23 protein-coding genes are annotated in these 26,648 nt (G+C 57.6%); 12 read left to right on the top strand and 11 right to left on the bottom strand.

What is annotated here, in order from left to right; translation table 11 throughout:
* Window positions 1–14: 14 nt before the first annotated feature.
* Both AAF739_04775 and AAF739_04780 read right to left on the bottom strand, forming a co-directional pair.
* Window positions 15–749 carry an ATP-binding cassette domain-containing protein gene (locus AAF739_04775; GenBank protein ID MEM6381967.1) on the bottom strand — a complete coding sequence of 245 codons (735 nt, stop codon included), beginning with the start codon at window positions 747–749 and terminating at the stop codon, window positions 15–17.
* A gap of 264 nt (window positions 750–1,013) precedes the next feature.
* Window positions 1,014–1,781, bottom strand: a complete 768-nt coding sequence (locus AAF739_04780; GenBank protein MEM6381968.1) for an SDR family oxidoreductase — start codon at window positions 1,779–1,781, stop codon at window positions 1,014–1,016.
* Between the two features lie 80 nt (window positions 1,782–1,861).
* Here AAF739_04780 and AAF739_04785 point away from each other — a divergent pair, with 80 nt between their 5' ends.
* Both AAF739_04785 and AAF739_04790 read left to right on the top strand, forming a co-directional pair.
* Window positions 1,862–2,809 carry a 2-hydroxyacid dehydrogenase gene (locus AAF739_04785; protein MEM6381969.1) on the top strand — a complete coding sequence of 316 codons (948 nt, stop codon included), beginning with the start codon at window positions 1,862–1,864 and terminating at the stop codon, window positions 2,807–2,809.
* A gap of 14 nt (window positions 2,810–2,823) precedes the next feature.
* The gene (locus AAF739_04790) at window positions 2,824–3,855 is read left to right on the top strand and encodes an L-idonate 5-dehydrogenase (GenBank protein MEM6381970.1); all 1,032 of its coding nucleotides are present in this window, start codon (window positions 2,824–2,826) and stop codon (window positions 3,853–3,855) included.
* Here the strand turns inward: AAF739_04790 and AAF739_04795 are convergent.
* The 7 genes from AAF739_04795 to ugpC form a co-directional block, all read right to left on the bottom strand.
* Window positions 3,852–4,724, bottom strand: a complete 873-nt coding sequence (locus AAF739_04795; protein ID MEM6381971.1) for an NAD(P)-dependent oxidoreductase — start codon at window positions 4,722–4,724, stop codon at window positions 3,852–3,854. The genes AAF739_04790 and AAF739_04795 overlap by 4 nt on opposite strands.
* Window positions 4,721–5,137: a heme-binding protein gene (locus AAF739_04800; GenBank protein MEM6381972.1), complete on the bottom strand. Its 417-nt coding sequence runs from the start codon at window positions 5,135–5,137 to the stop codon at window positions 4,721–4,723. The genes AAF739_04795 and AAF739_04800 overlap by 4 nt, the downstream gene beginning before the upstream one ends.
* Window positions 5,138–5,381: 244 nt before the next feature.
* A complete protein-coding gene (locus AAF739_04805; protein MEM6381973.1) occupies window positions 5,382–6,278 on the bottom strand; it encodes an HAD family hydrolase in 897 nt (298 codons plus the stop codon).
* A gap of 124 nt (window positions 6,279–6,402) precedes the next feature.
* The gene (locus tag AAF739_04810; protein ID MEM6381974.1) at window positions 6,403–7,155 is read right to left on the bottom strand and encodes an SDR family oxidoreductase; all 753 of its coding nucleotides are present in this window, start codon (window positions 7,153–7,155) and stop codon (window positions 6,403–6,405) included.
* Window positions 7,156–7,159: 4 nt separating this feature from the next.
* Window positions 7,160–7,717 (bottom strand): SIS domain-containing protein, encoded by a 558-nt coding sequence (locus AAF739_04815; protein MEM6381975.1) that lies wholly within the window; start codon window positions 7,715–7,717, stop codon window positions 7,160–7,162.
* Entirely contained in the window at window positions 7,714–9,042 is a 1,329-nt protein-coding gene (locus tag AAF739_04820) for an iron-containing alcohol dehydrogenase (protein MEM6381976.1), read from the bottom strand. Before AAF739_04820 ends, AAF739_04815 begins: the two co-directional genes overlap by 4 nt.
* 61 nt (window positions 9,043–9,103) lie before the next feature.
* Complete coding sequence (gene ugpC / locus AAF739_04825; protein ID MEM6381977.1) at window positions 9,104–10,111, bottom strand: sn-glycerol-3-phosphate ABC transporter ATP-binding protein UgpC; 1,008 nt, start codon at window positions 10,109–10,111, stop codon at window positions 9,104–9,106.
* Window positions 10,112–10,255: 144 nt separating this feature from the next.
* Between ugpC and AAF739_04830 the strand changes: the two genes are divergently transcribed.
* The 5 genes from AAF739_04830 to xylB all read left to right on the top strand — a co-directional run bounded on the left by AAF739_04830 (window position 10,256) and on the right by xylB (window position 15,796).
* Window positions 10,256–11,593, top strand: coding sequence for a sugar ABC transporter substrate-binding protein (locus AAF739_04830; protein ID MEM6381978.1), 1,338 nt, complete (start codon window positions 10,256–10,258; stop codon window positions 11,591–11,593).
* Between the two features lie 81 nt (window positions 11,594–11,674).
* Complete coding sequence (locus tag AAF739_04835) at window positions 11,675–12,541, top strand: sugar ABC transporter permease (GenBank protein ID MEM6381979.1); 867 nt, start codon at window positions 11,675–11,677, stop codon at window positions 12,539–12,541.
* A gap of 1 nt (window position 12,542) precedes the next feature.
* The gene (locus AAF739_04840) at window positions 12,543–13,367 is read left to right on the top strand and encodes a carbohydrate ABC transporter permease (protein ID MEM6381980.1); all 825 of its coding nucleotides are present in this window, start codon (window positions 12,543–12,545) and stop codon (window positions 13,365–13,367) included.
* A 9-nt stretch (window positions 13,368–13,376) separates the two neighbouring features.
* The gene (locus AAF739_04845; protein ID MEM6381981.1) at window positions 13,377–14,345 is read left to right on the top strand and encodes a sugar-binding domain-containing protein; all 969 of its coding nucleotides are present in this window, start codon (window positions 13,377–13,379) and stop codon (window positions 14,343–14,345) included.
* On the top strand, window positions 14,342–15,796 hold the full coding sequence (gene xylB / locus AAF739_04850; GenBank protein MEM6381982.1) for a xylulokinase: 1,455 nt from the start codon (window positions 14,342–14,344) through the stop codon (window positions 15,794–15,796). Before AAF739_04845 ends, xylB begins: the two co-directional genes overlap by 4 nt.
* A gap of 235 nt (window positions 15,797–16,031) precedes the next feature.
* On the opposite strand, the gene AAF739_04855 is transcribed toward xylB, so the two are convergent.
* Complete coding sequence (locus AAF739_04855; GenBank protein ID MEM6381983.1) at window positions 16,032–17,591, bottom strand: winged helix-turn-helix domain-containing protein; 1,560 nt, start codon at window positions 17,589–17,591, stop codon at window positions 16,032–16,034.
* Between the two features lie 203 nt (window positions 17,592–17,794).
* Here AAF739_04855 and AAF739_04860 point away from each other — a divergent pair, with 203 nt between their 5' ends.
* From AAF739_04860 to AAF739_04875, 4 genes are all read left to right on the top strand, one after another.
* Window positions 17,795–17,962, top strand: a complete 168-nt coding sequence (locus AAF739_04860) for a hypothetical protein (GenBank protein MEM6381984.1) — start codon at window positions 17,795–17,797, stop codon at window positions 17,960–17,962.
* 524 nt (window positions 17,963–18,486) lie between these two features.
* On the top strand, window positions 18,487–21,147 hold the full coding sequence (locus AAF739_04865; protein MEM6381985.1) for a calcium-binding protein: 2,661 nt from the start codon (window positions 18,487–18,489) through the stop codon (window positions 21,145–21,147).
* Between the two features lie 291 nt (window positions 21,148–21,438).
* A complete protein-coding gene (locus AAF739_04870) occupies window positions 21,439–23,142 on the top strand; it encodes a hypothetical protein (GenBank protein MEM6381986.1) in 1,704 nt (567 codons plus the stop codon).
* A 314-nt stretch (window positions 23,143–23,456) separates the two neighbouring features.
* Window positions 23,457–24,944: a DUF3179 domain-containing (seleno)protein gene (locus AAF739_04875; GenBank protein ID MEM6381987.1), complete on the top strand. Its 1,488-nt coding sequence runs from the start codon at window positions 23,457–23,459 to the stop codon at window positions 24,942–24,944.
* A gap of 427 nt (window positions 24,945–25,371) precedes the next feature.
* Here the strand turns inward: AAF739_04875 and AAF739_04880 are convergent, their stop codons facing one another.
* Window positions 25,372–25,944, bottom strand: coding sequence for an alpha-ketoglutarate-dependent dioxygenase AlkB (locus AAF739_04880; GenBank protein ID MEM6381988.1), 573 nt, complete (start codon window positions 25,942–25,944; stop codon window positions 25,372–25,374).
* Between the two features lie 241 nt (window positions 25,945–26,185).
* Between AAF739_04880 and AAF739_04885 the strand changes: the two genes are divergently transcribed.
* Complete coding sequence (locus tag AAF739_04885) at window positions 26,186–26,527, top strand: hypothetical protein (protein ID MEM6381989.1); 342 nt, start codon at window positions 26,186–26,188, stop codon at window positions 26,525–26,527.
* The last annotated feature ends 121 nt before the right edge of the window (window positions 26,528–26,648 follow it).

Below are 26,648 nucleotides of genomic sequence, written 5' to 3' on the forward strand. Positions count from 1 at the left end.
TGATCGTTTACCCTTTATGCCGCGGTTTTAATGCCGGTGATCAGGCCAAGAACATCTTCGTGCGTGACATCCTTTGTCCGCACAACGCCCTCACATGTTCCACGTCTTTGGACGTGGATCCGGTCCGATATTTCGAACACATCATCGAGCGAGTGGGAGATAACGATGACCGCCAGACCTTGGTTGCGTAGCGTCTTAATGAGCTCAAGCGTACGCGCTGTTTCCTGCGGCCCTAACGCCGCGGTTGGCTCGTCCATGACAAGTACCCGGAGATCAGAGTGCCTGACCGCTCGCGCGATGGCGACGGCCTGCCGCTGACCGCCTGAAAGGCTCTCGGTCGAGGCATTCATGTCACCAAGTCGGACCCCGAGCCGATCCTGCAAAACCTCGACGGCTTCTTTATTCATCGTTGCATTATCGAGAAGAGGAACACCCATCACCTTGCGGGTAAGCTCTGAACCCAGAAACAGATTTTGGGCAGGCGTAAGGTGATCAGCGAGCGCAAGATTCTGGTAGACCGCATCTATGCCATTAGCGATCGCATCGGAATGATCGGCCATCGCGAACGGTTTGCCGTCAAGCTCGATATGGCCAGTGGTCGGCTGGTAAACCCCGGTCAAGATTTTGATTAACGTCGACTTGCCCGCACCATTGTCGCCGACAATGGCCAAGACCTCGCCCGCATAGGCGTCCAAATCCACACCCTTGAGAGCTTCGACGCCACCAAAACGCTTGGTGATTCCGCGCATCGATACGGTCGGCTGCTTCTGAGCCACAGCATATTCCTCCCGTTCCCCGTTGTTTCGGGTCTTTGTCAACAGACTATGTTATCGATAACAAATGTCAACAGGCATTGGACATTTTTGCTTGCTGCGTCCTTTTCCATGCCCAAGGCCTTTGCTCTGCCCCGCCAGCGCCTGATCACAAAGGGTTAGAGACTTCAGAGGGATAGACCCGTCGCGGTCTAAGCAAAAGGCGAATGTGCAAGCGTTTGCGGAAGGTTTGGGTGCTTCTCACAATGAAGCGGTAATGCCGCCATCCACGAAGACTGTTGTGCCATTGACGAAAGATGACGCCGCCGATGACAAAAAGATGCAAGTTCCGACCAGCTCTTCGACCTCGCCCCATCTGCCCGCAGGCGTTCTATTGGCAAGCCATGATGAAAAGTCCGGATCATCCACCAGCGCTTTATTGAGCGGTGTATCGAAGTAACCCGGAGCCAGGCCGTTGCATTGAAGTCCATGTTTTGCCCAGTCGGTCGCCATGCCCTTCGTGAGGTTAGCCACTGCACCTTTGGTGGCTGTGTAGGGCGCAATACCCGGACGCGCTAATGCGGTTTGCACGGAGCAGATGTTGACAATCTTGCCAGCGCCGCGACCGATCATGTGGCGCGCGCAGGCTTGCCCAACATGGAAGACGCTCGCAATGTTGGTCTGTAGTAGGCGCTCGAACGCCTCTGGGGGGAAATCCTCTAGCGTCGTGCGATGCTGCATACCGGCGTTGTTGATCAGGATCGTAATCGGCCCTTTATCGGCTTCATAAGCATCGATCGCCGCGCGCACCGCAGTATGATCGGTTACGTCGAATGGCAACTCGTCAACTTCCGCGCCCCCATCGCGAAGCTGGTTCGCGGCGGTAGCCAATTTTTTCTCGTTCCGACCGTTGAGGACAATACGCGCCCCAGCATCCGCAAGGCCTTTCGCCAAGGCCAATCCAATTCCCTGGGAGGAGCCGGTTACGAGGGCGCGCTGCCCGTTGAGATCGAACAGTGACAGGCTCATGGTTCAGACTTTCCCCTCGACAAGCGCTTTGAACGCGCTTATGTTATCGATAACAAGACTTGTCAATAAGCGAGCGAACAATGGCGAAACCTGACGTGCTCCAGGTCGGTGCCTATCCAGAATGGGATCAGGTCCCGTTGGATAACGCCTTTACAATGCACAAGTTTTTCGAGGCAGTTGATAGAGATGCCTTCCTTGACGAAATAGGGGGAAAGGTACGCGGCATCGCCACTCGTGGCGAACTGGGAGCAGATCGCTCCATGATTGGCGCCTGCCCCAATCTTGAGGTCATTTCTGTTTACGGTGTCGGCTACGATGCAGTTGATTTGGAGGCCTGTCGAGAGCGCGGAATACAAGTAACCAACACGCCAGACGTGCTGACCAAGGATGTTGCCGACCTTGGTGTGGCTATGCTGTTGGCGCAGTCTCGAGCCGTAATAGATGCCGAAGCTTGGGTCCGTAGTGGGGACTGGGCAAGCAAAGGGCTTTTCCCCCTTCAGTCACGCGTTTGGGGCAAGCGTGTTGGCATTCTTGGCCTTGGTCGCATTGGTTATGAGGTCGCTAAACGCGTAGCCCCCTTCGATATGGACATAGCGTATTCCGATCTGTCCCCTCATGACTTCGCCTCGGGCTGGACCTTCATCGAGGATCCGGTGGAACTGGCTGAGCGGTCCGACTTTCTCTTCGTGACTTTGGCCGCCTCCGCAGAAACCCGCCATATTGTCGGGCCGGAGGTTATCAAAGCGGTTGGTCCGAACGGAATGATCATCAACATCTCACGTGCTTCTAACATTGACGAAGGGGCACTGCTGGATGCTCTGGAAACCGGCAAACTGGGCTCTGCGGCGCTCGATGTTTTTGAGGGGGAGCCGCAGCTCAATCCGCGCTTTATCGAGCTACCAAACGTTCTGCTGCAGCCGCATCACGCTTCTGGGACCGTAGAGACCCGCAAGGCAATGGGCCAGCTAGTGCGCGATAATCTCTCGGCGCATTTTGCCGGTGAGCCTCTGCTCAGCCCCGTTCTTTAACCGAACGCACTTCAATGAAATCAATCGTAATCCACGGTCCAAAAGATCTGAGAGTCGAAGACAGTTCGCCGGAAACGCCTTGTCCGGGGCAAGTTCAAATCGCAATCGAATCTGGCGGTATTTGTGGCTCTGACCTCCACTACTTCAATCATGGCGGCTTCGGGACGGTACGCCTGCGTGAGCCAATGATCCTTGGCCACGAGGTGTCGGGTCGGGTCACCGCCCTCGGTGATGGCGTCGACACTCTAGCTGTCGGCCAGCTTGTCGCCATCTCACCCTCAAGACCCTGTTACAACTGTGTTTATTGCCGCGAAGCAAAATACAACCATTGCCTCAATATGCGGTTCTACGGCTCGGCTATGCCGTTTCCGCATATCCAAGGTGCGTTTCGGCAAAGCCTCGTCGCAGACGCCATACAATGCGCTCCGGCGGATGGGTTGAGCCCCGGGGAAGCAGCTATGGCCGAGCCGTTAGCGGTTTGCTTACATGCTGTGAAACGCGCTGGGCCCTTGGTCGGAAAGTCGGTTCTGATTACCGGCGCAGGCCCAATTGGAGTGCTATGTATACTGGCTGCGCGCCGAGCTGGCGCAGGCCATATCGTGGTCACAGACCTCAGCGACTTTACCTTGCAAATCGCCCGCAGTGCTGGTGCAGATCAGACCATAAATGTCTCAAACACCCCAGACGCACTGAACCAATTCAACGCCGACAAGGGCCATTTCGACGTGCTGTTCGAATGCACCGGGGTAGCGCATGCGCTTGCTGGGGCGCTTCCTGCGCTCCGACCGCAGGGCAAAATAGTTCAGCTCGGACTGGGCGGTGATATGACCCTGCCGGTTCAAGCTATGACTGCGAAGGAGCTAAGCCTCGAAGGCTCATTCCGTTTTCATGAAGAGTTTCACACCGGTGTCAATTTGATGAGGAAGGGCCTCATCAATGTGAAGCCGCTCATCACGCACACGTTTGATCTTGGCAATGCCATTGAAGCCTTTGTTACCGCGGGCGATAGACGGCGCGCGATGAAGGCCCAGATTGCATTTGCTTAGCCCGGCGATCGATCTTTGACCTTCAGCCACCAGTGGTAGGCCGCATGATCAAGGTCCGCTCCGTCGTGAGACTCAACCAAATCGCGAAAAGCCTCTTTAACCGTCTGTCCGACCGGCAGACTGAGATCATATTCCGACGCAGCTTCGAGAGCATTATTGATGTCCTTTAACTGCGCCGCACTACGGCCGCCAGGTGAAAAATTCCCATCAACCATCCGCTGGCCGTGCAATTCAAGGATTCGGCTGTCAGCAAAACCGCCCATAAGAGCTTGCCGGACGCTCGCTGGATCACAACCTCCCCGTTCTGCGAGTAGCAATGCTTCAGCAACCGCACCGATAGTGCCAGCCACAATGAGTTGGTTGGCAAGCTTGGTGAGCTGCCCGGCGCCAACAGGCCCTAAATGTGTTGGTCTACCGAACGCCTTGAACACTGGCTCTGTGCGTTCATAGGCACGTCGGTCACCGCCGACAAATATGGACAGCGTTCCAGCTTCTGCGCCGACCACGCCCCCAGAAACGGGCGCATCAAGGAGGGAACATCCACGTTCGGAGCAGAGCTTGGCAAGGTGCCTGTCTGTTGGCGGGTCAACTGAACCCATGTCCACAACCACGCATCCCGGCTCAAGTGCGTCTAGAACGCCTTGATTGACAAGCACCTGCTGAGTGATGGGTCCATCGAGCAGCATGCTGATGACGATATCGGCACCATTTGCAACGGATGACGGTTCCTCCACCGCTTCTGAGCAATCTGACAATGCTCTGGCCTTGTCCGGCGATCGGTTCCACACAGTCACGCTGTGCCCCGCAGCCGACAGTCGCCTCACCATGGGCGCGCCCATAAGACCAGCTCCAAGAAACCCAATTCTCATATGTCAGCTCCCACCGCGTCGAGCGCGGCCCGAGCCACGTCTATATCTTGCTCACCTGACCCCGAACCAACTCCGATACCCCCAACCAATGTACCGCCAAACTTGATAGTCAAACCGCCTGGCAACCCGGTAACAGCTCCTTGGGTAGCAAGCCCAATCAGCGGGCGCACACTATCGGGAATCGTGTTGCTAGGCTCACCAATTGAGGCAGCAGTCAGCGCCTTCGAAAGGGCACTCTTGCGACTGAGAAACTTCGCTCCCGTCATTCGCAACTCGGCAATCAACTCACCAGAGGCATCTACGATGACGATACACTGTGGTTGGCCGATCTCTTCGGCCCTAGCCGCAGCAGCTTGCAGCATTGCCAAAGCACCGGCATGGGTGAGGATACGGGTTTCTGCGACGTAGGCCATAGCGCTGTCCGGTTGGTTGTAAGAGCTAAAGTGTTATCGATAACTCAAGTCCATTTCGAGCGGCTTGCATAGGTGCGCCACGATCATTTTTTGATGTCTTGCGCCCAAGGTTTACGACCTAAGCACTCGTCGACGGAGCCGGAAGAAAATTGGCGATTGGGGCTGAGTGGGACAAAGATCCAGGTCACGCGCGAAGGCTTGAGAAGCTTCGGGAAGATCTAGAATTGCTCAAGGTCTGATGCAGCTAGATTGAGCCACAGACGAAGTCGGGTACGATGCCGCTGCGTGCGATGAAGCCAGCACTATCAAGACCGGCAAACAGTCCGTGGTCGCGCACGAGTACGGTTCTGGCACCGGCCGCCTTCCCGCCCAAGATGTCGGTGTGCAGCGTGTCGCCAACCATTGCAATACGGTCGGGCTCTATCCCGTCCAGACGCGCCATGGCGTCCGTGAATGCGTCCGTGAAGGGTTTGCCAAAGAAAACGGTGTCGCAGCCAAGGACGTCAGCGACTTCGTGCGCGTACAGTCCGGGTTCCTTGCTCAGACCGTTTTCGCGCGGCGCCACTAAATCCGGGTTTCCAACAATGAGCGGGCGGGTTTTCTGCTCGAGGGCCTTTTTCAACGCTTCCAGTTTCTCGCTGTTGAGAGAAGCACTCGAAAGGAACAGGAAGCCGTCCACCTCTTGTCCATGCCAATGCTCGATCCGGGCGTTGAAGTCCTGAAAGCGATCATCGGGGGCCGCAATCGCACCCCAGCGGCCGCCAGGCAAGATTGATTGAAGACGCCGGGCAGCAACGTCGCGGCTTGAGATGACCTCCTCCGGCTGAAAATCAAACCCTAGCCGGTGGTAGCGTTGCACCGCTGTCTCGAGCGTGTAACTCGCGGCATTGGTGAGAACGATCAGTCTCTTACCTGACGCTTTGAGGGCAGAAAGACAGTCCACCGCGCCGTTAATTGCTGTCTCCCCGACATTCAGAACGCCGAAACTATCGAGCAGGAAAGCATCGAAATGGTCGGCGATCTGCATAAGCCCGGAGCATTCCTGTGTCGCAGCCGGAAAAGCGGCCCTGGGAAGCCGATGTCGCACCTGTTCGTAGCGGTCAAAGGCCGCTTCAGCCGAAAGCGTCTGGGTGTAGGCCATCAGATATGACGATACCGTTCCGTATTACCCGGTGAAAACGGCAGCTTCCCGTTTAGGATCTCGTCCCCGCCGCACTCCACACCACCTGACGCGGTCCCCATGAATGTGTATACGCCAAAGACTCTCATACGCTTGAATAGCCCCCTTCAATCATCATCAGAGCACCATTGACGAGGTCAGACGCGGGTGAAGCGAGGTAAAGTGCCATGTCAGCGATCTCGACGGGTTCGCCAAACCGCCCGAGCGGCGTTGCCGCAATCATGGGCCCTGATTTCTCCGGCGGGCTCCAAACCTGTTTGCCCATCTCGGTCATCACGACCGTCGGGCAGATTGCGTTGACCTGAATATTGTACGGCGCCAATTCCGTCATGAGCGACTTCGTCAGCGCATTCAGCCCGCCTTTTGAGGAAGCATAAGCCGCGTGATCGGCGAGGGCGATGACCCCGGTCTGGGACGAGATATTGATGATCTTGCCGGCTTTCCTGGCGATCATCCCAGGCGCAAGACCTTGGGCAAGCAGAAAGGGCGCACGGAGATTGACCGCCATGGTACGGTCCCAGTCTTCAACTGAAAGCTCCATCGCATCTCCGATAAGAGCAACACCAGCAGAGTTCACCAGAATGTTGATGGTTGGATAAATGGCCAAGGCATCTTCAACCAACGTGCGGCAACCCCCCACCGTCGATATGTCGGCGACGACTGTATCACAGCCAGTCGTCTGCCGAAGATGAGACAACCGTTCGGCTGACTGACCGGTTGCAATAACGCGCGCGCCCGCTTCGGCAAAGACGGCTGCGATCTCGGCTCCGATCCCTGACGAGGCGCCGGTAACAAGCGCTGTCTTTCCGCTGATGGAGAACCGATCCTCCCACCCCACGGTGTTACTCCAGGTTTGTATGGTTGGCGCGCATGCTATCCGGTGAGACGCCCAGATGATCACGCAAGTGAAGCACCACCAGCTCGAAAAAGACAAACTGGGTCGCTTCGAAAAGGGAACCCATAGGAAGGATGGAACTGGGCGCACCCTGATCCTTGGCCATGGTCTGTGCCGGTAGATGGATCAAGTGGTCTGCGCTTTGTGGTGCGGCTCCATCGGGCTCTGCAGTCACGCACATCGTCGCCGCGCCCGCGTTTTTGGCCACCGATAACAGGCCCGATACGGTCGCGAAATCGCCGGGCCCCGCGCTCACGATGAGCAGGTCGCCAGCGCCGAGCGGCGGCGTTGTCATGTCTCCGACCACATGGGCGTCCAGCCCGAGATGGAAAAGCCGCATGGCGAGAGACTTCATCATCAGCCCCTCCCGACCAACACCGTACAGTGCAATCCGCCGGGCTGTCGCGATGGGCTGGGCCATGGCGTGTAATTGACTTGGCAGTGCAGCGTTCAGCACCTCACTAATCTCTGAAAGGGCGCGCTGCGCGGTTTGCGGTCCAATCATTCCGCTGCCTGCTGTGCGCCATAGGCCAGCTTGGGCAGAACCTGCGTAAGCGCTGGTTCGGTCAAGCCAACGTCATGGAGAAAATCAAATATGGTGTAGCGCCGACGAATGAAACTTGCGGCGCGAAGCGTGCGCATCAGATGATCGCTATCCACGCCAATTTGGGCCGCGGAAACCGGCGCGCCGGCCCGGCTGAGCATCGCCGACATCTCGTCTGCGCGCAGCAAATGATCGCGCAGATGCTGGCGCAGTGCAGGCCAATGGCTCTTGATCGTATTGAGCCGATATTCGTGTTCCTGTGGAGTGGGGTGCTTGGCCGCCACTTCTTCCTGCGCCTTCTGCGCGATGTGGGCGTCCGGGATATTATGCGCGACAGCGGTCTGCTTGTCGGCGAGAGTGGGCGCAACCGCGAGGACGCTCGCGGTATCCAGAGTACTCAGATCCTGTTCGATCAGCCAATCGAACAGAGCGAGCACGGCAATGCAGCCCACCGACACCGCAGCCCCATGGCTTACCTTCCGGCCCGCATGTTTGTGACCTTCCATTTCCCACAGATGCGCAATCTGGTGGTCGGCACCCGATGCTGGCCGAGAGGAGCCATGGAACTCCATTGCAAACCCAACCGCGGTCAGGCCAACAAACAGCCGCGCAACGCTATCAGGGTCTCCTGTCGCAATACCCTCGGGGTTGGACAGCCAGAAGCGCAAATTGTCCTGAACGAGGGGCCATGCACTGTCATCGATGCCTTCAACGCCGAGCGCATCGGCCAGCATCCAATCACCCCCGGCCGGCATCTTCCCCGCGAGGTCCCCATAACCCCAGCCATTCATTTCAGCGGGTGCGGCGGCAATCACATCGAGATCGGCGACCATCGCGACAGGGGCACGGGTTGGAATCGTCACCTTAAACCCATCTCGGGCAAGCGGTGCCCCGGCGCTGGTGTAACCGTCCATTGAGGCGGCGGTCGCAACGGTTACATAAGACCGGCCCGTTTCCTTGGCGGCCCATTTCACGAGGTCATTGATCACGCCGGAACCGACGGACACAGGGAACAGCTGTGGGTCTGCGGCCAATGCTGCGCGGAACGGTTCGGCCTCTTCAACTGCCGCTACGGGCAACGGATCGCAGGGCAGAACAATCGTCTCGACGGTAAAACCAGATGCTTGAAGGCTGTCGATCACGCCAGAACCCGCGGCGTCAAAGCCTTCTTCGTCCGCCATGACCAGGACGCGTGATGTTTCGGCAAACCGCTTTACGACGCGGCCAACTTCACCAAGGACACCTTTGCCTATCCGAACGTCTTTGGTCACGGTTGACCGTGCCACCGCGGGCGCAATCAGTGTGTCCAATTGAGAAGACCAGCTTGTCACGGCAACTGAATCCCCCTCATAGAGCCTGACCGTCCGCTGCGAAGCGGTGGAGGCGCTCGGCTGGGAAGGCGAGTTGCACGGTCTCGCCTGGATTGACGGTATCTTCGCCGTCCGTCTTGATTACGATCTGGTCGCCATCATCGGCGCGTGCATAAAGGTAGCTTTCGCCGCCAAGCTGTTCCTTGACTTGAACCGTGACGGGTAGTCCGGCGTCTGCCAGCCGCACATGCTCGGGGCGAATTCCAATCCGCGCGGCCCCGGCTGAGCCGACGGTTTCTCCCAACTTGCTCTCAGCGGCTAGAATGTTCATGGCCGGGGAGCCTATAAAGCCAGCGACGAATTCGCTTGCGGGCTTGTTGTACAAATCCAGCGGTGGCCCAACCTGCTCGACGTTGCCGCCATTGAGCACGACAATCTGGTCTGCCATTGTCATGGCCTCGACCTGATCGTGGGTCACATAAATCATGGTCGCGCCAAGTTCGGTGTGCAACGATTCCAATTCGATGCGCATCTGGACCCGCAGCTTGGCGTCGAGGTTGGAAAGCGGCTCGTCGAACAGGAACACCTTTGGATGTTTGACGATTGACCTGCCGATCGCCACGCGCTGGCGCTGCCCGCCCGAAAGCTGACCGGGCTTTCGATCCAGCAGCTCCGATAGTTGAAGAATTCGTGCGGCCTCGTTGACCCGCTTCTCTCGCTCCTGAGGCGGGATCCCATTTACCTTCATCCCGAACTCGATATTCGCGCGCACCGTCATGTGCGGGTAAAGCGCGTAGGACTGAAAGACCATGGAAAGGTCTCGGTCAGCGGGTTCAAGATCGGTCACATCCCGTCCGTCGATCTCAATCCGGCCCGCATCGACGCCCTCAAGGCCCGCAATACAGCGCAGCAATGTCGATTTTCCGCAGCCCGACGGCCCAACGAAAACGACAAAATTGCCGTCCCTGATGTCGAGGGTAACGCCAGATAACGCCTTCAGAGAACCGTAAAATTTGTCGATCCCTTCGAGATGAACTGTCGCCACGAACCCCTAACTCCCTCGCTTCTCCGGCCAGGCCAATATCCAGCGTGATACATTTTTATGTTGACACATACAACTGTTTTTACATTTGTATAAAGCGAGCGACACAAGATCGCCAATACGTTTCACCATGGGAGGAAACATCAGATGAAGTTACACCATATGCTCGCCACCACCGCGCTGTGCGCGACCCTTGCGAGCCCCGCCGTCGCCCAGGCCTGGAGCCTGGAAGAGGCAGCCGCGCCATACGCCGGCACCACGGTTGACGTCGTGTTCTTACTGCGTCCTGGCTACGATGCTATCGAGGCTATGCTGCCTGCGTTCGAAGATGCGACGGGTATCGACATCAACATCATTCGCCATCCTTATGAGAATGCCCTTGGTGAGCAGGTTCGTGATTTCGTCGCCGGCGGCGATCTCGACATCGCGCTCATCGACTTGGTCTGGATCGGTAATTTCGCGGAGAATGAATGGATCGTGCCGGTCGACCAGATTATGGCGGACTACCCGGACATCATCGACCCTGAACTGAACATCGACGACTTTTTCCCGCTTGTGCTCAACGCCTTTGGCGGTTGGAATGACACGATTTATGGTCTGCCGTTCGATAACTATTCCGGCCTGATGTTTTATAACCGCTGCATGCTAGAAGAGGCCGGTTTCGACGGCCCTCCGGAAACATGGCAGCAGTTGATGGACGAGTACGGTCCGGCTCTTACAACCGGTGACCAGTACGCATACGCGCTCCAGTCCAAGCGCAACGAAACGCAGTCTGCTGACAGCTTCGCGCGGATGCTGTGGCCGTTCGGCGGTTCCTTCCTTGACGCAGACTTCCGCTCCAACCTTCTGAGCGAGGAAAGCCAGGCAGGGCTGAACTTCCGGCAGGAGCTGATGCAATATATGCCCGATGGCATCGTCGCCTTCGACCACGCTGAAACCGTCAACGCGTTTGCGCAAGGCGAAGTGGCCATGATCACGGAATGGTCCGCGTTCTACTCGACCGTGGTCGATCCGGACACGTCGCGGGTTGCCGATTGCGTAGAGATCGCGCCCGAGCCGACGGGGCCGGCGGGCCGTAAGCCGGCGCTTGGCGGATTTTCATTGGCTGTTGCGTCGCAAGCTGATGACGATGAAAAGGCGGCCGCTTGGCTCTTCATCCAGTGGGCAACGTCGGCCGCTAACGCTGTTGAGTATCTGGAGCGTGGTGGCGTCCCCGCGCGCCAATCAGCCTACGCTGATCCGGCGTTGGCGGAAACCTACACCTTTATCCCGGCACTTGTTGAAAGTTGGCAGGAAGGCGTTCCCGAGTTCCGTCCGCGGTTCGCTGAGTGGCCAGAAATCTCCGAAGTGGTCCAGGAATGGGGCACACGCATGATGCTTGGTGAGGTCACCGTCGAAGAAGGTGCTGCCGAGATCGGGACCCGGATGGAAGACATCCTCGAATCGGCTGGGTACTACAGCGGCGACAAACCGCTCGCCCAGTAGGTTTGCCTTTCGCTTGAAGTCAGGGCGGCTTGCTGCTGCCCTGACGCTTATTTGCCTGGCCCATCCAAGGAAACAGCACGCATGCGTGGCAAGGCTTCTCGCAGGACGATCTTTGGCTTCGTCGGCCCAGCGGTCATTGCGTTGGCTGTTATTGGTATCGGCCCCCTGCTTTATGCGGCATGGACGTCGCTCCACTTCTTCAACCTGACGCGCCTGCGGCAACTACGTTTCATCGGTCTCGAAAACTACGGAACGGTTCTGACCGACCCTGTTTTCTGGCAGTCGATGGGCCGTACCTTCTTTCTTCTGATCACCTCGCTTCCCCTCCAGATTGCCTTAGGTCTCGGTATCGCACTGGTGCTTCACCAGCCGGGCCTTAGCCTCGTTAAAACGTTGTGTCGCCTGAGCCTCGTGCTACCCATGGCCACAACATACGCTGTCGTGGGACTTCTCGGTCAGGTTATGTTCAATCAGCGCTTCGGCGTTGTGAACCAGCTCATGGGCGGCGCCGACGTTAACTGGATTGGTGACCCGACAAACGCCTTCATCATGATCGTCTTTTGGGATGTCTGGCAGTGGACACCTTTCGTTGCGCTGGTCTTGCTCGCCGGCCTGGCGATGGTGCCCGGTGAGATCGAGGAAGCGGCGAAACTCGAGACGAAGAAGTGGCACATCGTCTTACGCTATGTGCAGCTCCCCTTTCTGATACCTGGACTGGTAGCGGTGTTGATCCTGCGCACCGCCGACACGCTGAAGTTGTTCGATATGGTCTTCACGTTGACGCGCGGCGGCCCGGGAGCATCAACCGAATTCATATCGCTGATGATCCAGAGGGTCGGGTTCCGCGCCTTCGATCAAGGCCTGGCGTCCGCACAAGCGATAATCCTGCTGATCATCACGATCATTCTCGCGCAGATCTACATCCGCGTGTTCTACAAGGAGGTCTGAGATCGTGACGTCCTCTCAGCGCTCTGTTCTCATCCAGCTTGTCTTGCTGTTTGCCATCATCCTTGTGTGCGTGTTTCCATTCTATTGGATGGTGACGACCTCGCTGAAAACGCAAGTCGTTGCCCTCGAAGCGCCCCCGGTTTGGCTCTTCGAGCCAACACTGAGCAACTACCGCGAGGCCTTGTTCGAAGACGGTGTCTTACAGACACTGATCAACTCGCTGATCATTGCGATCTGTACGACAGCGTTGGCCCTTGTTTTGGGCATCCCGGCAGCCTTTGCGCTCGCGCGGTTCGAGTTTCGCGGCAAGAAGGACCTGTGGTTCTGGTTCATCACCAATCGGATGATTTCGCCGATTGTTCTGGCGCTGCCCTTTTTCCTTATCGCGCGGAGCCTAAACCTGCTCGATCAGCACATCACGCTGATCCTTATTTATCTCACCTTCAACCTGCCGATCGTCATCTGGATCGTGACCGACCAGTTTAGGGGTATCCCGGTTGAACTGGACGAAGCGGCCCGAATGGAAGGGGCGTCGCAGTTCACGATCATGAGAAAGATCTGTTTGCCGCTCGCCATGCCCGGCGTTGCGGTATCGGCGATCTTCTCATTTATCTTCTCTTGGAACGAGTTGATGTTTGGTCTCGTGCTGACGCGGACCAACGCCAAGACGGCGCCAGCAATGGCAGTTTCGTTCATGGAGGGCTACAACCTGCCCTACGGCAAGATCATGGCGACATCCACGCTCATTGTGATCCCGGTTTTGATCTTCGCCCTTATCGCTTCAAAACAGCTTGTTCGCGGGCTGACTATGGGCGCAGTCAAATAGGGCCCTGGCGTGTCTCGACAGCCGAAAACTGAGATACTCGACGCTGAAGAGCAACTTCTCGTTCGGCTTGCGTACGCGTGCGAAGTCCAGGGTATGACCCAAGGCCAGGCGGCCGAAACATTTGGGATCACCCGGTTACGGGTCAACAAGGCGCTGGCTGAGGCACGAGAGCGGGGCCTGGTGCGGGTCTCGATCAATTCTCCACTGGGAGCCTGCGTTGAGCTCGAGGCCGCGTTACGCGAAGTGTTTAGCCTCGACACAGTTACGGTTGCACCGGTCGCTGGCGAGGACTTCAAACTTCACACTATTCTCGGCTCGGCATTAGGGCAGTTTCTGACCCGCTTTCTCGCACAAAGCGATGTCCGACTGTTCGGCATGTCGTGGGGCAACACACTAAACATGGCCACGCGATTTATCGAGCCGCTCAACCGCCCAGAACTCGAGATAACGTCGGTGATGGGCGGCTTGGCGAAGGGGTCGGACGTCAACAGCTACGAGATCACCACGCGGCTTGCCGATCTGTGCAACGCAGCGCACAGCTATTTCACCGCGCCGGTTTATACCTCGAGCCTCGAAAGCCGAAACATTTTGCGTGACCAGCAGGAGTTCAAGCGCTCCATCGAGAAGATACGGACGGCCGACGGTCTTGCGCTGGCCGCGGGCGATATGGCGAACTCGTTGCTTCTGGCCGATGGCCTGCCAGATGATATCACCATTCCCGAGCTTGTTGCTGCGGGCGCGGTTGGGGACATTATGGGATATTTTCTCAACAAGGACGGGGACCTGGTTGATCATGAGATAAACCACCGGATCCTTGGCATCAGTTTGGACGACCTCAGCGATCTGCCTAACGTCATTGTCGCGGCCGGTGGTATAAGCAAGGTTCCCATCATTCGAGCCATACTCAACCGCGGCTGCGTGAACCACTTGGTCATCGACGAACGCGCCGCCCAATGCCTTATGGAGCTTGCGCGGTGATCGTTGCAGGCATTGACCTGGGTACATCGGGTATCAAGGTCGCCCTTGTTGATGAACAAGGCAGCTGTATCGCCAGCGCCAGCCGTCCATCGCCAGTGGATGTGCCTTTTCCGGGATGGAGCCAGCAGGACCCTGATCAGTGGTCACGGCTCACATTCGAGATTTTTGACGAGCTGAGTGCGGGCTTTCCAGATCTGATGGCACGCGTCGCAGCGATCTCCCTGTCGGGTCACATGCTGGGACAGGTGCTCCTTGATGAGACCAATACCCCAACCACACCCTGCATCCTGTGGAACGATCAGCGATCGGTTGCCGAATGCGACGAGCTGCTGGAGAGAGTGCCGGACATTGGCTGGCGCACTAACGGTTATCCCGATCCCGGTCTGACAGCGCCAAAGCTCCTTTGGCTGCGGAAGCACAGGCCGGACGCGCTGGACAGCGCCGACACGCTGATGCTGCCCAAGGACTATGTACGGCTACACCTGACCGGTGAGCGGGCGACGGACGTGTCCGACGCATCCGGAACGATGCTGCTCGATTGTGCGTCCAGCCAATGGGATGATGAACTGCTGCAGGCGGTCGGTTGGCGTCGAGACCGCCTACCCCCCCTCCTGAAGTCCTGCGATCCGGCAGGTCAGCTGCGCACCGAGCTCTGCCAGCGTTGGGGCACACCCCAGACGGTGATCGTTGCGGCGGGAAGCGGCGACAATTATGCTGGCGCTCTTGGCGTGGGGGCGGCCGTGCCGGGAAGAGCAGCTTTGAGCATTGGAACGTCCGGCGTCCTGAGCGCCGTTGACTCGCAGTTTCACCCGGCTCCGGACAAGGCCATCCTGACAACGCCGCACGCCGCAGAGGGTACATATCTGTCGATGGGTGTTGTGATGGCCGCCACGCAAGCGCTTGATTGGCTCGCCCGGCTGACGGGCACACCAGCAGCGGATCTGGCAGCTCTCGCGGGAAATCTGTCGCCGGCAGACATCGCCAACTGTCCCGTGTCGCGGCCATCAATAACAGGTGTCCGCACGCCGGATAATCGGCCGGATGCATCAGGCTTCATAGGCGGCCTGACCGGGGGCCACGACAAGGCGGAGGTCGCCTACAGCGTCCTGGAGGGTGTCGCGATGCAGTTTTACGCGGCCTACCAGGCGCAGATCGACTCCGGCGTGCCCATAAATGCCATCCAAGCGGTGGGAGGCGGCACCCGATCGCACTTCTGGACCTCCTTGATCGCCACGTTGCTTGGCAAGCACCTAGCCGTGCCGCGACAGGGCGACATTGCAGCATGTCTCGGCGCAGCTCGCATGGCATCAGCTGCCCTCGATCCGGCCAACATGAAAAACATCTTGGCTGCTCAGAGCACCGCGGCTGCAACTATCGAACCAGTACCAGCGCTTCATGACGTACTTGTTAGCCGCTTTGAAAAACATCGCCGGCTGCCGTTTGCGGCGTGAGGAACAGCTTGAGCGCGGATAAAGCCGCGTCATGCCCGAGTACCACTGGAGCACAGCTGCACATGTCAATAGTTGCATGTGACGCCAACCGGTTATCGGTCGTACCGCGCAGAAATGGTCGCCTCGGGGGACTGAGACACTCAGCTTGCGAACCATCGCTCGGCATCAACACATCAAGATGTTTGCCCAAGTTCGGGGGAACGCCGCCGTCCAACAACTTCGCAGACCCAACGCTTCACTGCAGCACGCGCTCAAGGGCCTTTTGAAAGGCGGCATTTTTGTCCGCATCCCTGAGTTCGAACAGCTTTTGGAACTGTTTAACCGTGAAGCCAGCATAAGCTGTGCTGACGTCCTGCAGCGTTCGGCGAGCTTTGGCCTCATGGCCGTAATGCGCATATATTGAAGCGGCGACGGCGCGGGCGAAGACGTGTGGGTTGATCGCGCTAAGTGATTGGTCAGCATATAGGATCGCCCGCCGTTCGTCATCGGACACGAAGCCTGCGAGAGCACGCGCACTTAGGAAGGAAGCCATATTTGGATCGAGTGGGCTCAGGGTCGCAGCTGACGCCGCAAATTCATCGGCCGCCTGGCCATCGCAAGCGATGCCTTTCAGCTTCCCTAGATTGTAGTGGCCAAAAGCGTAATTGGGGTTAAGCGCGACGGAACGGTCAGTCAGCGCGAGGGACTCACCGAAATCGCCAGCTGCCCATTTCGCACGACCGAATATTAGATTGCAAAACGGGTCATACGGATCGAGATCCATGGCCTTGCTCGCCAGATCGAAGCAACGCTGCCGAAGCCCTTGCTCGTTTTCGTTGCTGTACAGATCGCTATCTTGTTGGATGAATGAGAGGCTCGCATGGGCACGCGCGAAGCTGGGGTCAAGCGCGATAGCCTGTTCAAAGTGATGGCACGCACGCGCATGCTCTTTAGCGGTAAATCGCCCAAGAAGCCGCACCCCGAGGTGATAGTGACCCCAAGCATTCAGGTTTTCAGTCGGCACCCATTGTAAGCGCTCCGCTTCGTTGATCGGAATGCGCACATCAACCGCCATACAAACGTCATGCACCATGGATTGGCGCAGCTCGAATATATCGCGGAGAGCCCCTTTGTAACGCTCGCTCCATAGAACCCGGTGGGAACGCGCGTCCGACAGTTCGGCGGAAATGATCAATTGCGAACCGATCAATTCTACCGATCCTGAGGCGACGTGGTTTGCACCAAGCCGCTCATGGATTGCATCAAAGTCTGGCGTCTCGGAGCCAAATTGAAAAGTTGATGCTCGCGCGATCACGCGCACGCCACCGATGCGGGAAAGCGCTGCGATCAGCTCAGTTGGAATCGCATCGGCAATAGCCTTTTGTTCGTCTTCGCTACGGACCAGTGCGAAAGGCAACACAGCGACCACCGGAGCCACTCCAAACTCATCGTCTGATGCCTCCAATGGTACTGCTTGCGGTGCGGCTGGGACGGCCAAAGGTCCTTTCTCACGCGAGACCGCTGCGACGAACCGAAAGCCTTTGCCGCGAAGGGTTTTGACGAAGCGTTGATTATCACCATCGTCACCGAGGGCGCGCCGAATCTGTTTGATTGCCGCCGAGATTGATCCATCCGAGAGGAAGAGTCCCGGCCAGATCTTCTCAAAAATCTCGTCTTTGCCGATTACCCGATCGTTATTCTCAACCAGCAGCTTTAGCAGGTCATAGGCCTTTGGCTCCAGCAGAACTGGCGCACCGTGCGTGCTCAGTTCAACCCGATCGGTATCCAAGCTGAATTCGTCAAATCGGTAGAGCATGCGCACTGCTTACCAGCCCAACGCGCAGGCGAGAAGCCAGACCCATCCGATACTCGTCCGTTCCCTTAGCCCAAGCGAACGCGCTGATTCATCCAGAAACCTTCATCTACGCATCAAGCATGAACCTCGGCGATCTGAGACACGTTCCCTCACCGCGCTGGTCACCAGTGCGAACAATCCACAATCACGAGAAAGGACACATCATGAATTTTCTTCGCGCTCTCTTGAAACGCTGGGAGCCTTCTCCGGAGGAACGCCTTGAGATGATGACGGAGCACCTGTGCGACCGATTGCGTGCAGACGTCGGCCTGCCCCCACGCCAAAAGGAGTACACTTTGGACAATCATACTCCCAACTGCATCAACCGGTAATCACCGGACTTGCGACTTATGGAAAGCGGCTTGGCGCTGGCGTTATCGAGCGACAGTGTCCACCGCTTTTCTCGCCTCTGGGCCGACCACGCGTCAGGCCCATTACCGTTTCATCATCCTCACCATTAGCAGGGGGCGGCGGCCTCAGATTCGCTGGTCAGACCGTTTGCGGCGCAATCTGGCCGAGGCCATTTAGGCTCGGTCACCCGTAAGCATCTGCCTGCTCTTGTGTCTCGGCATCCCGCATTGCGTAGCTCTCAACATGTATGGTGCCCGTGCGATTGCGTGGGGCTCCAGTGGCGCGCGAGACCTCGTCAGCAGCCAGCAGACACCCAACAACCTTCAAGCAATCCTCAGGCAACCATCAAGCGCGCCAGCCGCGGCGCCCCTAAGCGTTCGATCAGCGCCGGGATGGTCCCGGCCGAAATTGATCGCTGGCCCCAGTCGCCACCGCCCAACCAATTGCGGCGCCCTTTCAAGACGGTGCGAAGCGATCGCAGCACACACTTGGAAAGGAATTGATTATGTCCACCACACCGGAAGTCTGGAAGGAAAAAGTCTTCTCAATGGGCACCACTGGCGCCCAAGAGGTTGAGGTCGTTGCGCTAACCGATGGCTATTCGGCCGTTCTTTACTCTGCCAACGGAAGCGATGGCCAAGACCTTCGCATGATGATCGTCAACGAGATGGGTCAAACTGCCTATCCGGTTGTCCTTGTGGACCTCCCCGGAAAGAACATCTCGAACATCGACGCCGTTTCTGACGGCAAGGGCGGCATGATCGTCGCGTACGAAGTACAGGATGTGTTCTCCAAATCGATCATTGCGCAACGTGTCGACTACGTGCTCGGCGCTGAAGATGTCTTTCCGGTCGTCGGTGCTCCGGTGACGATTGCGACGCAGTCGGGCTCTTCGAACCCCTCAAGTCCGACGCTGACTTATCACCAGCCCAGCGACAGCTATCTGGTTGGCTACCAGGCCCTCGAGGCGTTCAACGTTGTATCTTACACAACGATGGTCGGTTCTGACGATACCACCAGTTCGCCTAAGGTCGTAAGCTTCGTTCCACATAATGCCGGCACTGACTATTCCGATGACACGCAAATGGCGTCCGCGACCTTGTCGAATGGCAATGTCGTCATGGTCACCAATGTCGAAGAGCATGGCCAACTGGCTGAGGACGGCCTTCTGTTCAGGATCATGGGGCCCGATGGGGACGCGGTTGTCACATCGCAATCAGTTTATTTCACCACGCAAACCCCAGATTTCGATGATCAGCCGGCCGTCGCCGGCCTGAAAGATGGTGGCTTTGTCGTCGCCTGGCGCGAAGAGGCAGGATCGGACACGGACATCGTCATCGCTGGCTACGACAGTCTGGGCAACCCCACCCTGTCGCCCCAGGTGCTGACGCTTGGACTTTCAAGCGATGAGGCCGAAACTCCAGATATCGTGGCGCTTGATGACGGTGGGTTCGTCGTCACTTGGGTCGAAAACGTCGTCAATGCGCGCTCGGTGATCGCGCAGCGCTTCGATGAAGACGGGAACAAGGTCGGCAATCGCTTCGCCTACGATATCGATGCAAGCGGCGACACCGATCCCTCCATTGACGTCCTGTCGGACGGCCGGATTATCATTTCGCACGTTCTGTCGAATGGTGAGGGAACGATGCCCATGACGCAGATCTTCGATCCGCGCGGGGACGTGATCGATGGCAGCAACGGCGTTGATGATATCCTGACAGCTGGCGCCGGCGAGACAACCGTCCGAGGCGATGGCTTCTTCGGTGATCTAGGCAATGGCGGAAACGACACGCTATACGCCTATGGCGAGGGCGACCAACTCTTCGGTCAGAACGGCGATGATCTGCTCGTCGCTGGCGAAGGCAAGGATACCCTCAACGGCGGCGACGGAAACGATACGGCATCGTTCCACTTGTTCGTTTCAGGTCCAGTCGCAGCGTCTCTGGTGTTTGATGACACGCTCATCGACAACGAATTTCACGACGTACTCGTTGACATTGAGAACCTTGTTGGGACGTACCACGGTGACCGGCTTGTTGGTGATGAAGAGGCGAATGTTCTTGACGGTTGGGATGGTGATGACCTGATCGAAGGCAAGGCGGGCAATGACCATGTTATCGGCGGTCGCGGCGACGACCAGCTTTTCGGCGGGTCTGGCGCTGACACCATTGAGGGCGGCTCCGGTATGGACACCCTTGAAGGTGGTTCGGGCGATGATCAGCTCAGCGGTGGCGAAGGTGACGACACCCTGTCTGGCGATGGTGGGCTCGACACCTTGTGGGGCGGGACCGGCGAAGACACCTTGAGCGGTGGCGGAGGTCGCGACACCCTTGATGGCGGTGCCGATAACGATGATCTGTATGGCAATGCCGGCAACGACACGCTCAACGGTGGCGAGGGGGATGACAAGCTCTACGGCGGCGCAGACTTCGATACGCTGAACGGCCAGTTGGGCAATGATTTCCTCGATGGCGGAGCGTCCAATGACACCCTCACAGGCGGTGCAGGCGACGATGCCCTGGTCGGTGGCGATGGTAATGATAACCTGGACGGAGGCGGCGGGGTCGATGTCCTGTCCGGCAACGCCGGCAACGACGTCATGGCCGGGGGTGCCGATAACGACACCTTGAACGGTGGCGGCGGCAATGATCGGCTGTTCGGGGGCGCTGGCGACGACATCTCACGCGGTCATGCGGGGAACGACTTCATATCGTCAGGCTCCGGCAATGATACCCTCGAAGGCGGCAATGACAATGACAGCCTCTTCGGCGGCAGTGGACATGACACGCTGCTGGGCGGAGCGGGAGATGATTTCCTCCAGGCCGGCGGGAACGATGACGTCCTGTTTGGCGGCTCCGGCAACGACACCTTGGAGGGGCGTGAGGGCGCTGACCTTCTCAATGGTGGCGCTGGTTCGGACGACCTTACGGGCGGCGCGTATGCCGATACCTTCGTTTTTGCACCGGGCTTCGGCAACGATAGGGTCACCGACTTTGAGGACAACCTCGATCAGCTCGACCTGACCGGCTTCGGCTTCAACAGCGTCGAGGAGGCCCTGTCGTTTGCAAGCACCGTCGCAGGGGATGTGGTCTTCACCTTCGGTGCCGACACCTTCACCATTGAGAACGCGACGCAATCACACCTGTCCGATGATATCTTGATCTAAAGATCATCTTGGAAACCAGCCTCAACGTAGCGGGCGGCCACGATATGGCCGTCCGATTGCAGGGAGTTACCCTCAGTCCGGACGCGGCCCCAAAACAAGCGCACCGAATACGGCGAGAGACGAACCAAGCAGAAAATTTGACCAGTCGACCGGGTCCTAGGCCAGAGCGTCCACAGTGCATTATAAGGGGCATTCCGCTTTTGCGCACAACTTCGCTCGGCCCATTGTACACGGCGACCTATGGCCTAAGCTAGCAAGTCAATTAGGCCAGCTGCCCATGGAGACTGTTTGGTGAAAAGCATACTCAGCGCACTATTCACAGGGTTACTTGGCCTGTTGGTGCTTGCAGTGTTTCCATTGGTTGAACCAGCCGCACAAAATAATAATGATGAGGCCGCTGCTAATGCCGCTGCCATTGTCGAACGTGCGCGAAACACAATCGCTATTCTCGAACCGTTGCTTGAGGTTGAAGCGGACCTTGAAGACCAAATCGCCACAGCGAACGATCTGCTTCCAGGCGATGATGAGGAGGCTGCCGCAGCCGAGCTTGAGCGCCTTCGCAATGAGCTGGCCGAAGTTAAAGAAGAGATATCTGTCGTCATTGCCGGGGTATCAGAGCGCAGCTATCAGTCACTCGGTCAGACGGCGTTCAACCTTAACACTGAGGTCCAGAACCTCGTTGAACCGTTTGTGCTCCTGTTGAACGAAGCCACCAGCGATGCGCGCGAGCTTGAACGCGCACGGCGCGGACTTGATATCGCAGCTCGGCGTCTGGACGACTCCACGCTGGCTATTGCCAACATTGAAGCAACCCTCGCACAGGTAACCGAACCGGAGATTGCAACGCGCCTCGAAACCGATCTGAACCGGTGGCAGGAGCGTCAAACCATTCATCAGACGCGCGTAGAAGCACTGACACAACGCATCGCCGATCTTCAATCGAACCGCCGCACGGTGGGCGGCGATGTTAGCTCTGCCTTTCAGGTGTTCTTCCAGGATCGGGCCATGAGCCTTGCGCTGGGGATCGCCGTATTCATCGGTGTTATGGCGGCTTGTCGGCTGATCTTGTATATCGCACAGCGCCTGTTTGACCGTTCCAATCGACCACGTTCTTTCGCAGTCCGGCTGATCGGTGTGATTTTCGCCATCTTTTCAGTACTGGCGAGCTTCGGCGCGATGCTTGTGGTCTTCAACATGCGCAATGACTGGCTTCTTCTGGGTCTTGCACTTCTTTTGATCCTTGCGGCGCTCTGGATCGCTTTGCGGATGCTACCGAACTTGATTGAACAGCTATCGGTGCTCCTCAACCTCGGCGCCGTTCAGGAAAACGAGCGCGTTTTGTTTAACGGCGTGCCATTCAAGGTCGATAAGCTCAGCTTCTTCACAAGTCTTGTAAACCCTGCATTGGATGGAGGCCAGTTCTCTTTGCCAGTTCGAGAGTTGATTGGGATGCATTCGCGACCCGCAGCTGAAGATGAAGCTTGGTTTCCCTCAGAAAAAGGTGATTGGGTGCGTCTTTCTGATGGCAATGCCGGACAGGTGATCGCGCAAACGCCAGAGATGGTCGTTGTGGAGCTTCTTGGCGGCGCTCGGATTACCTATCAGACCGCAGATTACTTAGCGGCCACCCCGGAGAATCTCTCCCACGGTTATCGCGCGGAGGTCGTCTTCGGAATCGGCTACGCCCATCAAGCCCAATCGACCACTGACATCATCGACGTGATGCGTCGGGGCGTCCACGACTATTTTAGCGCGATCCTCGAACCCTCAGAGATCCAGGCGGTCGATGTCGAGTTCTTTCGCGCTGGCGCCTCGTCTCTCGACTACGAGGTAGAGATTGATGTTGCGGGCAGCTCGGCACACCGCTTTGATGAGATTGAACGGGCGCTCGCCAGGTGCTTGGTCGACTTGGCCAACACCCATGGCTGGGAAATACCGTTTCAGCAGATCGTGGTGCACGGTCCACAAGACGGCAGGACACCTACCCTCGCTTAGTGTGCCGCTGTTTTCAGGGGCAATCGTCAGATGCCTGACATCTTTGTTGCAACCAAAGACGGCGCTTACCGGGCGCTTAAATGCTGACATAGACCAAGCTACGTCGGCGACTAGCGTGATCACATAGTAGTCCCACCCATCGGATGTCAGGATCAGCTTTCTGCCCGATGACACATGACCAATATGACGAATTCGACTCCAGCAGAAACAGGGCAGCACATTGACCTGATACAATCGTGATCCTTGGTGAAGCCTGACGTGGGCCGGGACCTGCTACGCTTTGTTTTAGGTCAACGAGAACCAGGTACGCTCCCATGACGACAATGCTTGCCGATCAGTCCGGAATCACTGGCATAGCTCCGCAAGAGGCAGTTACGCGTTCCACCCGCAACCCCTTTCTGGATCGCATGAAAGACGTGTTGCTAGCGCTATTAACGGTTGCAGTTTTATCGTTCGGCGCGACAACAGCAGCCGCGCAAAGCGGCTCCACCGATGCCACTGCAGAACACGGATTGCCCCCGCACGTTGTCGAGCGCTTTGGGACACCTCCAGCCATCCCCGAGGGTCCAATCTCAGAAGAGCTTGACGCAGCGCTGCGCACCACTTTCATCAATCTCTTCGAGGCCCGCCGTTGGGGTATGGAACAGCAGGTAGCACTTGAAGCCATAGTACAATCAGGCGACCCACGCACGGTTTGGGTGATGACGGATTTGATGCGGTTTTCTTCGAACCAGTCGTTTGATCTTAGCCTGGCTGTGGCGGCGTCGCGCCTTCTCAACGTTGATATTCAGTCCCTCAACCATTGGAGCGAACTGACCGACTACATGATCGCGTGGGATCTGCCGGCATTTCCGGGTTATCTCGAATTCAAGCGAGCCATCTTCACAGGCTTCGTGCCTGGCTGGGATGCGCTCATGGTTGAAGGTGACATCGATTGGCGCCTGGTTTCATGGGGCGGCGTCCTGATTGATGCCCGACCATTCGATACGACAGACGAGCGATGCAACTGCATCCCAGCGGCGGATAACCCCGAGGTGCTGACAGTCGCGGAAGCGGACGAAGCCGGATTCCCCGCTGATGACGATGTTGTATTCGGCATCGAGATCAACGGCGAGTACCGCGCGTATCCTCGACAGATCATGGAGGTACGGGAGATGGTCAATGATACGCTCGGCGGTCGCGACCTCGGCATTCCGTACTGTACGCTTTGTGGAGCCGCACAAGCCTACTTCACCGATAGGATGCCCGATGGCGTAGACCGACCGGTCCTTAGAACCTCAGGCATGTTGATCCGCTCGAACAAGGTCATGTACGACGTCGTGACAAACTCTATCTTCGACACATTCCGTGGCGATGCCGTGACTGGACCCCTGTCAGGGATCGGGCTCGTGCTCGACCAGGCGACCGTGATCACCACAACATGGTCGCAGTGGAAGGAAGCGCATCCGCAAACCACTGTTCTGCACGAGCGATATGCTCTCGGACGCAATCCCGACTTCCGCAACGGGCGCGATGCTGACGGACCGATCTTTCCGGTTGGTGACGTCGATCCACGCTTACCCGTCCATGAAGATATCATCGGTGTAATCGCCCCTAATGGATCGCCTTGGGCTTTCAGCCGCGCGTCCGCCATGGCTGCCTTGTTGTCTGGCGAGGAAGTTGTCGCGGAAAGCGTCCGCTTGGAGCTAGAGGGCGGTGGTATTCGCGCCGTCGATACGAGCGGGGAAGACCTCAGCAGCCATGAAGCTTTCTGGTTCGCTTGGTCGCAATTTTACCCCGGCACCAACCTCTGGAACGAGTAGTCTATAACGGCATTGGAAGGGGTTAGGGTCGTTGGGCAGGAAGGGAAGACAGCTTGGCCAAATCTGGCGCGAGAGAGCCGGCCTTATGAGGGACCGCGCGTAACTGACCGGCGGCCATCTCATGGCAGGATGGGCTGTTACACATGGAGCAGTTTGTCAGCGCGTAAGCGGACCAGAGTGCCTAAATGACTGCTATCATCGCCCTTGGCTGGGTGGAATCCGGGAAAACGAAGCGAAGCCCCTTCTACTCAAGGTGCGCTCAAAGTCTTTCGGCATACGCCACATCAGCTACGCTCCCCAACGTCCAGTTCGATCGAACATGTATCACGGACCACTTGATAAGCCTGACGAACAAGCCCCTGGAATATATTTAGATTTTTGCATTCAGCCCCGTCAACGCCCTTAGCTCAATTGCAGCCCGACCGCACTACTCCACCTCGACTGTCCGGAAGGTTAGCGAGAGCCGGCGTGATCGCGTCAGTCGTTGACCATAGACAGGGTCAGACTTGCGAGCCGGTATTTCATGGGTCCAGTCAAGGCGTGCCGGACCAGAAAGTAAAAGCGCAGACCGAGGCTCGAGCACGGCCACCCGCCTGTCATCAGTTCTCCGCTCCTTGAAGACCATCTGGCACGTGGAAATCAGGCTGATCGAAACGATCCCGTCGCCAAAGCAGGGCACACAATCGACGTGCGCCGAGATGCCTTGCCCGGGCAGGTATTCGTTGACGATCAGTTGATCCGGCGACCGTTCGAACCAACCCCTACCATGCAGCCTGTCCGACAGATCGATGGACCAGTCCGGCAAGGGTCCGAGGTAAGCATCGGGCGTAACGGTTCGGGCCCGATAGTCGTATCGGTAGCCATAGTGTTGAACGCGGCGCTTGAAATCCTCGATCCAAGGTCGCTCGTCAATAGCTTCGATCAGGGCATCATGCGCAGGCGGGTCAATGAACTCGGCCACATAGCGCGCGCCCGGCGGCAACCGGAACTCTTCAGTCATCACGTTCGCCAGCGATGAAAACAACCGGCGCGACCCTACCTGTCAAAGACATAGGTTTGAAGCTTGTCCTCTTTGACGAGCGCACTGTCATTCTGGTCTTGCGTGTTTGAATGTATCTAGCCTGGATGGTCCCCCATTCGAAAAGGGTAAATCCGCGGCGGAGACAGTCCAGCCCACGTGGCAGCCCTCGCGCATGCTAAAGGTACCATCATAGTGTGGGCTATCAAGGGAAGGTTGGATAATGTGCCGGAAAGGTAATCTCTTTGCCACGGTCCCGGAGCACGTCGCAACGCAGAAGCCCGTGCGCGTTCCCGAAGCTCGTAAGCTCTTCTGGGCTATGTTCAAGGAACTATCCAATGCACCTTCTGATGGGCGGATGCGCCCAAATTCCATCCAGTTCTGCGAGACGGAGGCTTGGGCAAGACTGAAGCGCTGGCCACTAAAGCCCCATCGCGTCGATCTGATCATTGCCCTGGACGCGGCATGGCTTGAGGCGGTCAATTCGAGGGGCGGCGATAAACCCCTGCCAGACGCGGCACCAGAAGCGCTCGATGCGATGTTTGAGGCAGCCGGTTGGTACTGAAGGGCTGCCATATCCGCAGGGTAGGTGAGACGATCCGGGAAGCGGCGGTTCGATCGTGAACGACCAGAAAGGGCAGGACGACCAGAGCTACGCTTTTCTTGCCGTCGAGCGACTGACTGAA

It is taken from the genome of Pseudomonadota bacterium, assembly GCA_039024915.1.
Lineage (GTDB): Bacteria > Pseudomonadota > Alphaproteobacteria > Rhizobiales > MH13 > MH13.

What these genes read in the sequence shown, in the direction of transcription:
- AAF739_04775 (MEM6381967.1), bottom strand. Translation starts at nt 749, where the DNA reads ATGCGCGGAATCACCAAGCGTTTTGGTGGCGTCGAAGCTCTCAAGGGT.
- AAF739_04780 (MEM6381968.1), bottom strand. Translation starts at nt 1,781, where the DNA reads ATGAGCCTGTCACTGTTCGATCTCAACGGGCAGCGCGCCCTCGTAACC.
- AAF739_04785 (MEM6381969.1), top strand. Translation starts at nt 1,862, where the DNA reads ATGGCGAAACCTGACGTGCTCCAGGTCGGTGCCTATCCAGAATGGGAT.
- AAF739_04790 (MEM6381970.1), top strand. Translation starts at nt 2,824, where the DNA reads ATGAAATCAATCGTAATCCACGGTCCAAAAGATCTGAGAGTCGAAGAC.
- AAF739_04795 (MEM6381971.1), bottom strand. Translation starts at nt 4,724, where the DNA reads ATGAGAATTGGGTTTCTTGGAGCTGGTCTTATGGGCGCGCCCATGGTG.
- AAF739_04800 (MEM6381972.1), bottom strand. Translation starts at nt 5,137, where the DNA reads ATGGCCTACGTCGCAGAAACCCGTATCCTCACCCATGCCGGTGCTTTG.
- AAF739_04805 (MEM6381973.1), bottom strand. Translation starts at nt 6,278, where the DNA reads ATGGCCTACACCCAGACGCTTTCGGCTGAAGCGGCCTTTGACCGCTAC.
- AAF739_04815 (MEM6381975.1), bottom strand. Translation starts at nt 7,717, where the DNA reads ATGATTGGACCGCAAACCGCGCAGCGCGCCCTTTCAGAGATTAGTGAG.
- AAF739_04830 (MEM6381978.1), top strand. Translation starts at nt 10,256, where the DNA reads ATGAAGTTACACCATATGCTCGCCACCACCGCGCTGTGCGCGACCCTT.
- AAF739_04835 (MEM6381979.1), top strand. Translation starts at nt 11,675, where the DNA reads ATGCGTGGCAAGGCTTCTCGCAGGACGATCTTTGGCTTCGTCGGCCCA.
- AAF739_04855 (MEM6381983.1), bottom strand. Translation starts at nt 17,591, where the DNA reads ATGCTCTACCGATTTGACGAATTCAGCTTGGATACCGATCGGGTTGAA.
- AAF739_04860 (MEM6381984.1), top strand. Translation starts at nt 17,795, where the DNA reads ATGAATTTTCTTCGCGCTCTCTTGAAACGCTGGGAGCCTTCTCCGGAG.
- AAF739_04865 (MEM6381985.1), top strand. Translation starts at nt 18,487, where the DNA reads ATGTCCACCACACCGGAAGTCTGGAAGGAAAAAGTCTTCTCAATGGGC.
- AAF739_04875 (MEM6381987.1), top strand. Translation starts at nt 23,457, where the DNA reads ATGACGACAATGCTTGCCGATCAGTCCGGAATCACTGGCATAGCTCCG.
- AAF739_04880 (MEM6381988.1), bottom strand. Translation starts at nt 25,944, where the DNA reads ATGACTGAAGAGTTCCGGTTGCCGCCGGGCGCGCGCTATGTGGCCGAG.
- AAF739_04885 (MEM6381989.1), top strand. Translation starts at nt 26,186, where the DNA reads ATGTGCCGGAAAGGTAATCTCTTTGCCACGGTCCCGGAGCACGTCGCA.